Source organism: Hyalangium versicolor (genome assembly GCF_020103695.1).
In the GTDB taxonomy this organism is placed as follows: Bacteria; Myxococcota; Myxococcia; order Myxococcales; family Myxococcaceae; genus Hyalangium; species Hyalangium versicolor.
Window position 1 is genome coordinate 113,409 of record NZ_JAHXBF010000029.1, and the last position, 13,504, is coordinate 126,912.

The 13,504-nt window shown below is 67.0% G+C and carries 11 protein-coding genes; 6 read left to right on the plus strand and 5 right to left on the minus strand.

Annotated features, from left to right (window positions below):
• Nucleotides 1–11 precede the first annotated feature (11 nt).
• Entirely contained in the window at nucleotides 12–1,328 is a 1,317-nt protein-coding gene (locus KY501_RS43100; RefSeq protein ID WP_224370101.1) for an MFS transporter, read from the minus strand.
• The gene (locus tag KY501_RS43105; protein ID WP_224370103.1) at nucleotides 1,325–1,852 is read right to left on the minus strand and encodes a cupin domain-containing protein; all 528 of its coding nucleotides are present in this window, start codon (nucleotides 1,850–1,852) and stop codon (nucleotides 1,325–1,327) included. Before KY501_RS43105 ends, KY501_RS43100 begins: the two co-directional genes overlap by 4 nt.
• A gap of 144 nt (nucleotides 1,853–1,996) precedes the next feature.
• Here KY501_RS43105 and KY501_RS43110 point away from each other — a divergent pair, with 144 nt between their 5' ends.
• Together KY501_RS43110 and KY501_RS43115 are read left to right on the plus strand one after the other, a co-directional pair.
• The gene (locus KY501_RS43110; protein WP_224370105.1) at nucleotides 1,997–2,896 is read left to right on the plus strand and encodes a LysR family transcriptional regulator; all 900 of its coding nucleotides are present in this window, start codon (nucleotides 1,997–1,999) and stop codon (nucleotides 2,894–2,896) included.
• 200 nt (nucleotides 2,897–3,096) lie between these two features.
• Nucleotides 3,097–3,483, plus strand: coding sequence for a VOC family protein (locus KY501_RS43115; protein WP_224370107.1), 387 nt, complete (start codon nucleotides 3,097–3,099; stop codon nucleotides 3,481–3,483).
• 88 nt (nucleotides 3,484–3,571) lie between these two features.
• Here the strand turns inward: KY501_RS43115 and KY501_RS43120 are convergent, their stop codons facing one another.
• Together KY501_RS43120 and KY501_RS43125 are read right to left on the minus strand one after the other, a co-directional pair.
• On the minus strand, nucleotides 3,572–5,098 hold the full coding sequence (locus tag KY501_RS43120; RefSeq protein WP_255637292.1) for a WD40 repeat domain-containing protein: 1,527 nt from the start codon (nucleotides 5,096–5,098) through the stop codon (nucleotides 3,572–3,574).
• 95 nt (nucleotides 5,099–5,193) lie between these two features.
• Entirely contained in the window at nucleotides 5,194–6,639 is a 1,446-nt protein-coding gene (locus KY501_RS43125) for a glycoside hydrolase family 43 protein (protein ID WP_224370109.1), read from the minus strand.
• Between the two features lie 351 nt (nucleotides 6,640–6,990).
• Between KY501_RS43125 and KY501_RS43130 the strand changes: the two genes are divergently transcribed.
• The 4 genes from KY501_RS43130 (at nucleotide 6,991) to KY501_RS43145 (ending at nucleotide 13,043) form a co-directional block, all read left to right on the plus strand.
• Entirely contained in the window at nucleotides 6,991–7,446 is a 456-nt protein-coding gene (locus KY501_RS43130; protein WP_224370111.1) for an immunity 26/phosphotriesterase HocA family protein, read from the plus strand.
• A 249-nt stretch (nucleotides 7,447–7,695) separates the two neighbouring features.
• Nucleotides 7,696–8,820 carry an endonuclease domain-containing protein gene (locus tag KY501_RS43135; protein ID WP_224370113.1) on the plus strand — a complete coding sequence of 375 codons (1,125 nt, stop codon included), beginning with the start codon at nucleotides 7,696–7,698 and terminating at the stop codon, nucleotides 8,818–8,820.
• A complete protein-coding gene (locus KY501_RS43140) occupies nucleotides 8,817–9,809 on the plus strand; it encodes a hypothetical protein (protein WP_224370115.1) in 993 nt (330 codons plus the stop codon). Before KY501_RS43135 ends, KY501_RS43140 begins: the two co-directional genes overlap by 4 nt.
• A 21-nt stretch (nucleotides 9,810–9,830) precedes the next feature.
• Nucleotides 9,831–13,043 carry an ATP-binding protein gene (locus tag KY501_RS43145; RefSeq protein ID WP_224370117.1) on the plus strand — a complete coding sequence of 1,071 codons (3,213 nt, stop codon included), beginning with the start codon at nucleotides 9,831–9,833 and terminating at the stop codon, nucleotides 13,041–13,043.
• A 268-nt stretch (nucleotides 13,044–13,311) separates the two neighbouring features.
• Here the strand turns inward: KY501_RS43145 and KY501_RS43150 are convergent.
• Nucleotides 13,312–13,504 (minus strand): cytochrome P450 (locus KY501_RS43150; RefSeq protein ID WP_224370119.1); only part of this gene is annotated, 193 nt, incomplete at its 5' end.

Below are 13,504 nucleotides of genomic sequence, written 5' to 3' on the forward strand. Positions count from 1 at the left end.
GCTCAAAACGGTCACCGCCTGAGCGTGCTCACCAGTCCGGCCGTCAGCGCCAGGCCAGCGCCGATCCCGAGACCCAGTCTCGGGGCGAGATCCACGGACACGACCCCGAAAAGCGTGCTCATGAGCACCGCGCCGGCGGTCTGTCCGGAGAGACGCGCCGTCCCTTGCAAGCCCCCCGCCGCGCCGCTCCGCTCGCTCGGCGCCGACATGTACATGTTGCGATTGTTCGGGGTCTGGAAGAGCCCGAAACCCACCCCACACAGCAGGGTGATCGGGAGCAACGGCGTCATGTCGTGGTGGAGCGGCCAGATCGAGGCCAGGGCCAGACCGATCGCCAGCAGGACACCGCCCGTCAGGCAAAGCCAGGCGCCGGAGATCTGGTCGGAGAGTCGCCCGGCAAGCGGGGCTGTCACCATCACTGCCACCGGCCACGGGGTCATGTAGAGGCCGGTCTCGAGCGCTTCTCGACCCAGGGCGTGCCGCAGATAGAAGGGCAGCGACACCAGGGCCGCGGCCTGCCCCATGAAGCAACACACCGAGGCGATGACCGAGACGCGGAGCGGCTGCAACCGCAGCAAGTCCAGCGGGATCAGGGGCGCTCCGCGCGAAGCCTCGCGGCGTACCAGCCCCGCGAACAGGGCGCAGGCGGAGATCCACAGCGCGAGCGCCATGACCGGGGCGGACGGCAGTTGCTCGGCGCCGATCACGAGACAGCCGAAGCCGCCCGCGTTCAACGCCGCGCTGACGAGGTCCACGGGTCGCCGAGTCCCCGAGCTGGAAGGCAGCAAGCGGCAGGCCGCCATCGTCGCCAGGCCGATCGGCAGATTCATGGCGAAGAGCCAGGGCCAGGACGATACCGACAGGACGGCTGCGCCAAGGGTCGGCCCGGCGGCCGCCGAGAAGGCGACCACCATCGCGTTCCAGCCGATGGCGGTCCCGAGCCGCTCACGAGGAACGACCTGGCGTATCAAGGCGACGCCCAGCGCCATCACGGCCGCGCCCCCGAGTCCCTGCACGAAGCGCGCGGCCAGAAGCCAAGGCAAGGATGGAGAGAGCGCGCAGAGCACGGAGGCGCCGATGAAGATCGCGACGCCTGCCATGAATACCCGGCGATAACCAATGGACTCCCCCAGGGCCGCACAGGGCAACAGGGCCGTGATCAGCGCGAGCTGGTAGGCCGTGACAACCCCCACGGACTGACCGGGCGTCACATGCAGGGACCGCGAGATCGCTGGGAGCGCCACGTTGACGATGGCCGCGTCCAGCACGACCAGCGATACCGCAGCCAGCACCGCGGCGACAGCCTCCGCGTACCGAAGGCGGCTCATGGCTTCGTGACCGTCCAGGCCCAGTTCGGCTCGTCGAAGCGGGACATGCGCCCTTCTCGGTCCTCGTCCTTCAGGTCGCGCTCAGTGAAGCGGAAGAGCAGCGCGGTTTCCGAGACGCAGCGCGTGTCGTGAATGTCGCCGGGCAGGTAGATGTGAACCTCTCCTGCCCGGACGATCACGGCATCTCTTTGGACCAGCTCGACCGCGCCGCCCGGCGACTGGACACGGGCATAGGTTCTGATCTCGAGCTCGCCCTGCTGCACGCCATAGATGACCCAGGCGCGTCCATGATCGTGCGGCGGCCGGTAGAGCCCAGCCTGTTCGGTATGGGCCAGCAGCATGAAGCCGTGCTCACCGTCCCGGCAGAGTTCCCGCCTGGGCGGCGCCTCCCGATGAAGGGCCTCCAGCCAGGCTTGCGAGGACGGTGCCGCCAGGAGTGTCCGCAGGTGCTGGGCACACTCGGCCACGACCCGCGAGCTGAGCGCGCCCCAGCTCGACCTGACTTCCTCGACGAACGTCTCCAATGCATTGGCAACCATGACGCTCTCTCCGTTCGGTCCGAGTCGATCGGCTCGGATTCCGGGAAGAAGCTATCCACGGGCCATATGTGGCGGAACGCGCATCATTCGCATGTTATATATGCACGCGACGCCATATCAGGCCTGCCCATGCCCCATCCGGATCTCAATCTGCTGTTCGCCCTGGACGCCTTGCTCTCCGAGGGTGGCGTCACGCGGGCCGGTCGACGGCTAGGACTCAGTCAGTCGGCGATGAGCAGGACCCTGGCGCGCCTGCGGGAGACGACCGGCGATCCGCTGCTCGTCCGGGTTGGACGCGGCCTGGCCCCCACGCCACGGGCGCTGGAATTGCGCGGGCGCGTCAGCGAACTCGTGCAGGAGGCCGAGGCGGCCCTGCGGCCTTCGCAGGCGCTGGACCTGGCCCGCCTGACCCGAACCTTCACCCTGCGAACGAGCGAAGGCTTCATCGAGGGGTTCGGCGCGCCCCTCCTGGAATGGGTACGTCGACAGGCTCCTGGCGTCCGGCTGCGCTTTGTGCAGAAGACCGACCGGGAGAGCGCGGGTCTGCGTGACGGAAGCATCGATCTGGAGACCGGCGTCGTCGGCGAGATGACCAGCCCCGAGGTGCGCGCCCAAGCGCTGTTCCACGACCGCTTCGTCGGCGTCGTGCGTCCGGGACATCCGCTCGCCAGGCGCAAGGTAACCCTGGACCGCTACGCCAAAGGCTCGCATGTGCTGGTGTCCCGCCGGGGCGACGCTCATGGCGCTATCGACGAGGCCCTGAAACCTCTCGGGGTTCAACGCGACATCGTGGCGATCGTCGGTGGCTTCTCCTCCGCGCTGGCGCTGGCACGCGGCTCCGATCTGATCGCGAGCGTTCCGGCGCGTCATACGCACGCCCTCAGAACCGGCATGCACAGCTTTCCCCTCCCCCTCCCCCCGCTGGAGATCACAGTCTCCCTGCTCTGGCATCCGAGACAGGACAACGATCCCGCTCACCGCTGGCTCCGCCAGGGCGTTCGCGAGGTGTGCGCGGCACTTCCAGAGTGATGTATCCGCCAATACTCCGCACTGACAAGAACCGCCCTGCTGAAAGCAGGTACCCTGCCGAGAGGCGGCCACACCTGGCAGCCCTGGAGCACACCATGCTTCGCATCCTCAGTAGCGTACTGGTTGTCCTCACCCTGAGCGGCTGTGCGGCGGCGACTCCTCGCCAACCCGCCACCACCCCGCCTACAGGAGCCGCGCCCATGCAACTCGGCAACTTTTCCGTCAGCCTGGCCGTCAAGGACATCGCCGTGTCCCGAGCGTTCTACGAGAAGCTCGGCTTCCGTGCCATCGGCGGTGACCAGGCCCAGAACTGGCTCATCATGCAGAACGAGACCAGCACCATCGGCCTCTTCCAAGGCATGTTCGACAAGAACATTCTAACGTTCAATCCCGGCTGGGACCGCAACGCCAATCCGCTCGCTGACTTCGACGACGTCCGCGAGCTCCAGCGGACCCTCCAGGCCCGCGGCATCACCCTCGTCTCCGCCGCCGACGAGTCCTCCACTGGCCCCGCGAGCCTCATGCTCGTCGACCCCGATGGCAATCCCATCCTGATGGATCAACACGTCCCAAAGCCGAAGCGCTAGGGATGCTCCTCACGTTCTGAGAGAGCATCCCTCCTTCGCCGTGACCCGGGGAGACCGGCTACCCGGTGATCACAAGTGCTTCCAGCCCTCAGAGCTCATGGGAGTGAGGGTAGCTTGTGACGCGCGACACGCGGCGCAGCTCGACGTCGCCGCGTGCCTGCGGGCTTCCATCCGGATTCAGGGCCGTCCCCTGAAAGGTGTCGCCGATGAAGCGACCCCGGACAGGCGCAGGCTCCCCCAGGTCGACGAGCTTCTCCGTCACGGTCCACTCGGCGGAGCCATCCCCGTGGAGGGTTCCCCTCAAACGGCCCGTTTTCTCCAGGATGGGACGATGCCCGGAGACGTGGAAGTCCCAGACCTCACCGGTCAGCAAGCCTCCCAGCGCTGTCAGCACGACGCGCATGTACGGCAGATGGCCGCTGCGCTCCGACTCCCACGTCCCCTCTACGTCCCCAAGGTATGTCCCCCAGCGTTCGGGCTGCTCCTCGCGCAGCGTCTCCCAGGCCTTGGGCTCGTCCGGGCGGCGCGTGGGGACGAGAGGAGGCAGAGGATTCGGGACGGCGGAGATTGGAACGAAGGTGATCGGGACAAAGGCCGTGGGGACGGCAGTGATCGGGGTGAAGGTATACGGAGTGAAGGAGGGACGCTCCTCTTCCTTGGGCACGAAGTCCTTGGGCGCGGCGTCCTTGGACTCAGCTGGCTTGTCAGGGAGGCGGGCGGGTGGCGGCTCCGGCGTGGCGTCGTTCGGAAGCCTGCCGAGGAGCGCTCCTGTTCCCGAATCCCAGACACAGACACCGTCATGCCCCGCGGACACCAGCCACTGGCCCGAGGGAGCCCAGGCCACGGACAAGGCGTGCCCCGTGTGCCCCGAGAAGGACCGCACCTCCCGAGCGCTTTCCACGTCCCACACCCGCACGGTTCCATCCGCTCCCGCCGAGGCAAGCTGACGACCCTCCGGGGACCACGCCAGGGAGAAGACACTCGCGCCATGCTTCACGAAGGGGAGCGCCTGCCGGCCGCTGGATGGACTCACGTGGAGGGTGCCGTCAACGGTCGCTGTGGCCCACCGGGGCCCACAGTCGATCGCCGTGACGCGCGAGCTGTAGCCGGAATGGAGGACGTCGACACGCTCGAACTCGGCGTCCCAGCGGTAGACGTTGGCGTCCGCTCCCCCGAAGGCGACGGTGTACGGTGAGGCCGTGGCCAGGGTGTAGCCTCTGTGTTCCGGCAGGGGGCTCAGCGGGTAGCTGTCGCCATGCTCGGCTCGACCTCTGCGCAGGATGCCATCCGCCCCTGCGGTGTAGAACGTCTGCCAGGGGCCCGCCCAGCCGATCGAGAGGACCCCGCAGGGGTGCCCCAGGACGGAGCGCAACAGGCAGCCGTTCCACGTATCCCAGAGGAGGAAGGTGCCGTCCTCCCCGCCCGAGGCGAGCCACCGCCGGTCCTGGTGATCCGTCCAGGCCACAGACAACACACGCCCTGGATGGCCCGAGAAGGCGTATAGCAAGCGCCGGCGCTCGAGCTCCCAGATGCGCACGGTGCCATCCGCGCCCGCGGTGGCGAGCCTCCCGTCCCGGGAGAAGCGCACGCACAAGACTCCCTCGTTGTGGCTCATGAGAGTCCCTAGCACGGCCGCTCGCGCGCCCGCCACGCCCTCCATAGTCAAGCTTGGCGGTCGGTCAGGCCCCGTGCCTCGCCCTTGCTATGGCCTCATGGCATGGGTCGCGAGTCGGCCGAGGGCCCCTCGGGCACCGCTGGCCAGCCGTTGGGCCAGGTGATGGCGTCGATCAGCATCATGCGCGTGGAGTGGGCACTGTCCCAGGCGTGGTAGACCATGTACGTGTCGCCCCCGGGCCCGGTGATGACGGAGTTGTGCCCCGGGCCCACCCACCCGCCGCCCGTCTTGAGGATGGGCTCGCCCAGCTTGGTGTACGGGCCCAGCGGGCTGGTGGCGCGCGCCACTCCCACCGCGTACGTGCTGTTGGCGTACGAGTTGCCGCTGTAGAAGAGGTAGTAGTAGCCGCCCCGCGAGACGATCCACGGCGCCTCCACGACAGCGCCCTCCCAGGCGAGGTTGTTGCTGATCAGCGTGCGGCGCGTGCCCACCAGTGACAGGCCATCCGCCGACAGCTGCTGGCCGTAGATGGGCGTGGCCTGACCCACCGCGTTGCCGTCCGCCTTCCACACCAGGTACGGCGTGCCGGCGGTGTCCTGGAAGTACGTGGCGTCGATCATGCCCATGCCGGTGTCGTGCACCAGGGGCCGGCCCAGATCCGTGAAGGGCCCCAGCGCGCTGGCCGAGGTGGCCGCGCCGATGGACAGCTTCCCGTCCGAGTGCCGCGCGGTGAAGTACGCGATGTAGCGGCTGCCCACCTTGTGGATCTCCGGCGCCCAGAAGTCGCCCGTGGCCCACGTGGGCTTGCTGGCGGACGGGAAGATGCTGCCTGCGGACGTCCAGTTCACCAGATCCTGCGAGGTGCGCAGGGGAAAGGCGTTGGCGGCGCCGCCCGACGTGCAGGCCACCACGTACCGGGTGCCGTCATGGATGATGCCCGGGTCCGCGCAGCCCACGGGGACGACGGGGTTCTGATACAGCCCGCCGCAGCCCGTGTACCGGAACGACATGCCGCACTTGTTGTTGCCGGTGAAGTACGGCTTCCAGCCGTTGGAGAGCGTCGCGTAGGAGTTGCTGCCCTCGTTGACGCAGGCCCGATCCCAGAACACGCGTCCGCCCACGTCATCGAAACGGGCCGTGTGCCCGGAAGGAGGCAGCCACGCCGCGCTGTAGCTGATGCGCGTGGAGCACGAGGTGGCACCGGAGCAATCCGTGTCGAGCGCCAGCACGCACGCGTTGTTGCCGGTGAAGTATGGCTTCCAGCCATTGGAGAGCACGGCGTAGGAGTTGGTGCCCTCGTTGACGCAGGTGCCATCCCACGTCACCAGGTTCGCCGCGGTGTCGTACTGGGCCGTGTGGCCCGAGGGGCGGATCCACCGATCTCCGTAGGTGATGCGAGTGCTGCACGCGAGCGCATCACCGCTGGTGGCCAGGGCCTCGTCGCCCTCCTGGGGGCTGGGAACTTCCTGACCACAGCCGGACGCGAACGCCGAGACGGCGCCCGCGAAGACCAGGGCCATGAGATGGGGGTTCTTCTTCATGGGAACGACCTCCGAGCGCCCGGACTCCACCTTGAGTCCATGCGCAGGCAAGACTGGGGGGAGGCCTGCTAACACGGATTCATTGCCAAGTCAGCTAAACATGATTTCCAGGCATTCACTCCCGGACGATGCCCCTCACGCCTCAGGGACTGGCGACGAAGCAATAGATGCCGCCGTAGCCGCGCTCTAGTGGTGACCCCACCTTGGGCTGCTGTGTCGCTCTCTCCGGAGAGTTGCATGGCTGTGTTATGTCTTGCCGCAGTGCTCACCTTGCCTGCCTTTTGCTATGCACAGGTATTGTCGATGAGCGCTCCGCGGACCATGGGCGCTTCCTTACACAGGATACTAGAGATGCCGCGGATCTACAGGCCAGGCTCGTTCTTGAGGCTTCCCCTTGCCGACGGCTCTTTTGGATATGGCCGGGTGCTCAAGCTGCCGCATGATGCCTATTATGATTACAGGACGCACACTCCAGATTCCGATCTGGAGCGGATTGCCTCCAAACCCATCCTCTTCAAGATCATGGTCCGGCATATGAAGGAGAGCTCGTGGGAGCTCATTGGGTGGAGAAAACTGGAGGAGCAGTTTTCCCAGCCAATCGTGCATTTCAAGCAAGAGCTAGGCAATTTCCGGCGCTGCACGATCTTCGACACCGTCGGGAATGAGAGAAGCGCAGAGCCCCAAGAGTGTGTCGGGCTTGAGCGCTCGTCCGTCTGGGAAGAGTTGGGGGTCGAGGAACGCCTGCTCGACACCTTCATGGGACGGCCCAACGCCACGGTGGAGCGACACAAGGTCCGCCTGAAATAGGGGAGCCTCATGCTCGTTGCGCTGCAGGCGCCCGACTGTGCGCCTGGATACGCAAGAGCAGGCCAACGGACTACACGCCGGAAACGGGCCTGAAACGCTACAACCCTCTAGGGTGTCTCTGGCACATGGGACGGTTGATCGTGTATGTAGGACCTGGGGGGTCCTGTCGTGCCATCACGTGAAGCCACCCTTCTGGAAGCACTGGATCGGCACGCGCGCCGCCGTGGTGAGGGAGTTCCCACACTCAGCGTGTTGGTCGGTCCGCCCGAGCAGGCATTCGCGGTGTGGTCCCAGTGGACCTGGAACCACCAACTCCCTGTCGTTGAGGTGGACCCACAGAGCACCTCGGAGATGGTCACAGCCTGGGCCACGGCCCTGGCGCAGGAACGAAATCTCACCGCCGATGCCGAGGCCTACGTCGTCCTTCACCACACCGCCTCCGGATCCCGGCCTGAGCTGCTCTTTCAAGGAAAGACCCTCCACGAGCGCCGCATCCTTCTCGATGGCCTGCCGCTTCCGACGAGCACTCCCGAGGTGTGGGAACTCTGCAGGCTCCTGCTCGAAACGCCTCCTGCCTCGAGCCCAAACTCGCTCCCAGACACACTCCGCCAGCGCATCGCAAGCAATCCCGAGGCGACGCTCATCGCACTGCTGACCCTGGTCCCCGCTGGCCGCGCTCCGGCGCTCCGCATCCGCGAACACTCCTCCCTCTTCCAGAGTCTGCGCACCGTGACGGCGCTCTGTGCCGCGGCTCCCGAACTCACCGCCGTGTGTGCCCTGTCTCCCGAGGCCTTTGCAGGCTGCGTCCACCAAGCCGAATCCCGGGTGGTGGCCATGCTGCGGGAAGGACGGCTGGACTTCGACGCCCCCCCGCTCTCCATCCCCAGTGTGAGCACCGTGGTCCCCACGCTGGTGCGGATGCAACAGGAGGGGATGCCCGATCCCCTCCTCACCCTCTATGCCGAAGCGGCTCAGGCGATGAACGCCGCCTATGGCACCCAGGCCGAGGACCGGGCCCGGAGCGCCGCCGAGCGCTTCCTCTTCGAGCAACTGCGCCACTACCCGGCCACCGCGGGGCTCTTCGAACTCAATGCCAGACTGGAACTCGACCCCGGCCGGCAACGGTTCGAAGTGGATCTGCTCTGCCGAAACCTGAAGCTCGCAGTAGAGATTGACGGCTACTACCACTTCCAGAACCGAGACGCCTACAGGCGCGACCGGAGCAAGGATGTAGCGCTCCAACGTGCCGGCTACTGGGTGCTTCGCGTGCTCGCCGAGGATGTGGTGGACCGGTTGGAAAGCATCCTCTCAACCCTGACCAGCCTGGTGGATGACCGGAAGCGGCTCCGCCTGCACACTGGAGATCATGAATGACTCTCACGGATGAAAGATTGGCGGGGCTTGCCCTCGCATGGCTCCTCACCCGTCCCAAGCGCCGAGGCTCACGCAAGGAGTTGCACAAGGCCCTCACGCCCATCGTCGCACACCGCTGGAGCCGGGCGGAGTGGGCCAACCGATGCGAGGCACTGATCGAGGACCTGGCACGGGATGGGCGCGTCCTGACTCATGCTCGGGGCGGCCTCGAGTTGACGCCCGAGGGACAGGCTTCGGGCCTGAGCCTGCTCGGGGTGGAGCACCTTCCCCGAGGCTTGAGCTGGGCCAAGCTCAAACAGACCCTGCTGCTGGCACGCGCCCTGGGCTTGCCTCCCACCAAACAAACCCTGGCACGGCTTGAGGATGCGGATGGAGTCCGCGCCGCGCTCCTCCGCCAGGAACACCAGCTCCCCCTCCCCGAAGCCCCCACCCTGGTCCAGGCGCGAGACCGGCTGCTGTGGAAGCAGTTGGGCGTGGAGACGGAGCAGCCCTTCACACTCAACGCCGTGCAGGCGCATCTGCTCGGTAAGCTGCTCGAGTCCAAGGTGGCCCATCCCGAGTTGGCGCTGCGCCAGCTTGCGGCCCGCACCGTGAAGGCTTCACGCCCCGACGCGGAGGCCATTCGCATGGCTGCATTGCGTGGGTGGTTGCTCCCCGCAGAGACCGAGGCCACCTCCACACCCGCTCCCGCTCCCGCCCCTGCCCCTGAGGATTCCCTGTCCGCCTTCGCCGAGCGCGTGCTCGCCGCGGCGCGGGCCTCACCCACGGGACGGTTTGGAGAGAACAAGGTCTTCATCTCCCACGTGTGGAAGGCGCTCCAGCCCGAGTGGGGAAACCGCGAGGCCTTTGATCAGCAACTGCTGGAAGCCAACCGCACCCGCCGGCTCTCCCTGAGCCGGGCGGACCTCGTGGAGGCCATGAATCCAGCCGATGTCTCCGAGTCCGAGGTGAGCGCCTACGGCGCCAGCTTCCATTTCATCGTCCTCTAATCCTCACACTCCAGAGGTCCCGTGCCCACCGATCCCCGACTCGCAGCCTTTCTCTCTGGACGTCACGAGGTCTTCACCACCATTCAGCACCGCCAGCAGATCTGGCGGCCTGATCCGTTCGATGTGGAGGACATCAACGCCCCCGCCCGCCGCGCCTTCGAGCGCCTGCTGGATCGCGCGACAGCCACTCCGCCCCCGGACTCCGGGAAGATCCTCCTGTTGCTGGGAGAGTCCGGCAGTGGGAAGACGCACCTGCTGCGCGCCTTCCGCAACATGGCGCACGGCAACGTCCAGGGCTTCGTCGGCTACATGCCGATGACGGTGGATACGTCGAATTACGATCGCTACATCCTGTCCAACCTCATCGACTCGCTGGACCAGGCCTATGACACCAACATGCGCCCGGACTCCGGCCTCATGCGGTTGTCGAGCGCACTGCTCTCGCGCAGCACCAGCGCCCAGGCCCAGCGTGTCGCCAACGACGAAGAGCCTCTGGAGGGAGAAGCACTCCACCAGGCGGTGATCGACGCCGCCGACGCGCTGTTGGCGGACGAGCGCTACCGGAACAGCGATCTGGATCTCCTGCGCGCCCTGCTCTACCTGCAGCGAAAGGATCCTCGCATCCACCACCGCGTCCTCAAGTGGCTGCGCTGCGAGGATCTGTCCGGCCCGGACCGGAAGATGCTCGGGGATCTGGTGCCCCGAACGGCGGATGACGATCCCCGGCGCATGGTGGAGCATCTGGGGCGCATCATGGCCTCCATCCACCATGCGCTCGTGCTGTGCGTGGATCAGGTGGAGGACGTGTACAACTTCGAGAACAACCCACGGGTGGAGCCTTCCTTCCGCCGGGCCATGGGAGCGCTCTCGGCCATCATCAGCAGCGTGCCTTCGGCAGTCGTCGTCCTCTGCTTCCTCAGCGACTTCTGGGTGAAGATGAAGCCCCAGCTCACCCGCGCGCTGCTGGACCGGCTCGAGAACGATCCGGAGCCCATCGCCCTGGAGTCCCTCGCCACGGCCGAGACCGCGCGGCAGATCACCACCCTGCGGTTGCAGAACCTGTACGATCAGATGGAGGTCCGCTTCGATCCCAACGATCCCACCTTCCCGTTCCCGTTCCCGGGCTTCGAGAAGCTGAGCGGACAGCGGACCCGGGATGTGCTGGATGCGTGCCGCCGGTACCGCGAGAAGGCCGCGCAGGATCAGCGGCTCCCTGACACCTTTCCCTTGGAGTCGAGCGGGCGTCCCATCACCCAGCCCCCCGTCGCGCCGCCCAAGATCGAGCCGAAAGAGGACCTCGAGCAGATGTGGACGGACTTCCGAGCGGGCCACAAGCAAGAGCCGCCCGAGGATGATCCCTCGCTGGCCACCCTGCTCGCGTGGGCCATCCAGGAGAGCAGTCACGAGCTGAGCAACGGCCCACGCTTCTCGGTGGAGAAGAAGCCCTCCGGGGTGGAGATCTCCATTCTGCCCGGCAACACCCGGTTGTTCGTGGCCCTGTGCAACAAGGGCGCGCAGGGAGGCCATCTGGGCAGGCAGATCGCCCAGGTCCGCGAGTCCGCGGCAGGAAGAGTCCCGGTGGTGGTCCGCACCACGGCCTTCCCCCAGGCAGCCAAAGGCGTCGTCGCCCAGGAGATTGGCTTGCTGGTGCAGAAGGGCGGCCGGCGTGCCGTGCTGGGGGACAGCGACCTGCGCGCCCTGCTGGCGCTGCGCACCTTCCATGAGAGCCGTAGTTCCTCCTCCTCGTTCCAGGAGTGGCGCCGCACGACCAAGCCCATCACCCGCCTCAAGGTCATCCGAGACATCCTGGATCTCGAGCGGCTGGTGACGGAGGCCTCGGCGGCCGCCATCGCAGCACCGGTTTCGGCTCCTGCGGCCCCACCTCCCGCTGCGCCCCCCTCTCGCCCCGTGCAGGTTCAGGCCGCGGCTGCCAAGCCCTCACAGCCCGAGGTGGCCCTCTCACTGGGTGTGACCGAGGGGTTGTTGGCGGAGCCCGTCCTGCTGCAGCCCGACGAACTCACCAAACACTCGGCCTTCCTCGGAGGTTCGGGCAGCGGCAAGACGACGCTGGCGCTCAATGCCATCGAGCAACTGCTGCTCCAGGGCACCCCTGTCATCGTCGTGGATCGCAAGGGAGACCTGGCCGCGTATGCACGCCCCGAGGCCTGGGAAGAGCAACTCTCGAACCCTGCCCTCGCCGAGCGTCGGCGCCTGCTGCGCGAGCGGGTGGAGGTGGCGCTCTACACACCGGGCCGTGCGGATGGACGTGCGCTGGCCATCCCCATCGTTCCACGGGGGCTCGGCACCCTCCCCTCGGAGGAGCGCGAGCAGGGCGTTCAGCACGCCGCGGATGCCATCGCCGGCATGCTGGAGTATCGGCAGACGCCTCGGGACAAGGCGGCGCGTGTGCTGCTGACCCAGGCGCTGCACCTGCTCGTTCAGCAGCCCCGAACCCGCGAGCTGACGCTGGAGATGGTCCAGCAGTTCGTCGCGTCCCAGGATCCCCTGCTCCTCAACGAAGCGGGGCGCCTGGATCCGAAGGTGTTCACCCGGCTGGCACAGGATCTCGAGACGCTGCGCCTGGGCATGCGCTCGCTGCTCACTGCGGGTGGAGAACAGCTGGAACTCGGAGAGTTGCTGGGCCTGCAAGCCGGGAGCGCTTCACCGAAGACCCGGCTGAGCATCATCAGCACGAAGTTCCTGGGGGACAACACCCGCGTGCTGTTCTGGGTGGCCCAGTTGCTGATCGAGACCTCGCGCTGGGCCAATCAACACCCCTCCAACCGGCTCCAGGCCGTCCTGCTCTTCGACGAGGCGGACGTGTACCTCCCCGCGATGAGCCAGCCCGCCACCAAGCAGCCCATGGAGAACCTTCTCCGGCGAGCGCGCTCGGCCGGCGTGGGGATCATGCTCGCGACCCAGAGCCCTGGCGATCTCGACTACCGGTGCCGCGACAACGTGCGCACCTGGTTCGTCGGCCGCGTCAAGGAGAACACGGCGCTCGCCAAGCTCAAGCCGATGTTCAGCGACGTCCGCGTGGATATCTCCTCGAAGCTCCCGGCCCAGAAGCAGGGACAGTTCCACGTCCTGCGCGATGGACAGGTTCAGCGGCTCGAAGCCACTCGGTCGGTCATCCGGACGGAGCAGCTCTCGGAGGAACAGATCCTCCAGCTCGCCAAGCAGACGCAAGGCCGCAGTGTGCAGGGAGTTCCTGCTGCTCGCTCCGGCTCATGAGCCGGAGACATGGCGCGAGCCGGGGGCTCCGATCCACCCTCAGGGCCGGGCTGCGGCTTCGATTCCCGCCGCATCCATCCCGAGAAGCCCATCAATCTCAACGGGTTGCTGGGTTTTTCTTTGTCCTCGTTTTCTTCATATGCCCCCAGTGTGCCCCTCTGGCGTCTCTAGCCCTGAGCGGCGCGCGGCTGGGGGGAGAGTGCCCCCATCACTCCAACCCCTGACCCGTCAAACCGGGCATGGCCGGCCGGCCGTGCGCCTCGACGCATCATTCCAGCGCCAGCTGGATGGGCCGGGAGGGCCCGACCACGGCGTTCCGCAACACGATGCGGATGGCCGCGTCGCCGTGGAGGCGGAAGCGGGCGGCGCGGACCAGCGTGGCCAGCACGACTCGCATCTCAAATGCGGCGAAGGCCGCCCCGAGGCAGCGCCGGGCGCCGCCGCCAAACGGGAGGAACTCG

Coding starts and splice junctions, on each gene's coding strand:
- KY501_RS43130 (WP_224370111.1), top strand. CDS start 6,991: ATGCCGCGGATCTACAGGCCAGGCTCGTTCTTGAGGCTTCCCCTTGCC.
- KY501_RS43125 (WP_224370109.1), bottom strand. CDS start 6,639: ATGAAGAAGAACCCCCATCTCATGGCCCTGGTCTTCGCGGGCGCCGTC.
- KY501_RS43115 (WP_224370107.1), top strand. CDS start 3,097: ATGCAACTCGGCAACTTTTCCGTCAGCCTGGCCGTCAAGGACATCGCC.
- KY501_RS43120 (WP_255637292.1), bottom strand. CDS start 5,098: ATGAGCCACAACGAGGGAGTCTTGTGCGTGCGCTTCTCCCGGGACGGG.
- KY501_RS43100 (WP_224370101.1), bottom strand. CDS start 1,328: ATGAGCCGCCTTCGGTACGCGGAGGCTGTCGCCGCGGTGCTGGCTGCG.
- KY501_RS43110 (WP_224370105.1), top strand. CDS start 1,997: ATGCCCCATCCGGATCTCAATCTGCTGTTCGCCCTGGACGCCTTGCTC.
- KY501_RS43140 (WP_224370115.1), top strand. CDS start 8,817: ATGACTCTCACGGATGAAAGATTGGCGGGGCTTGCCCTCGCATGGCTC.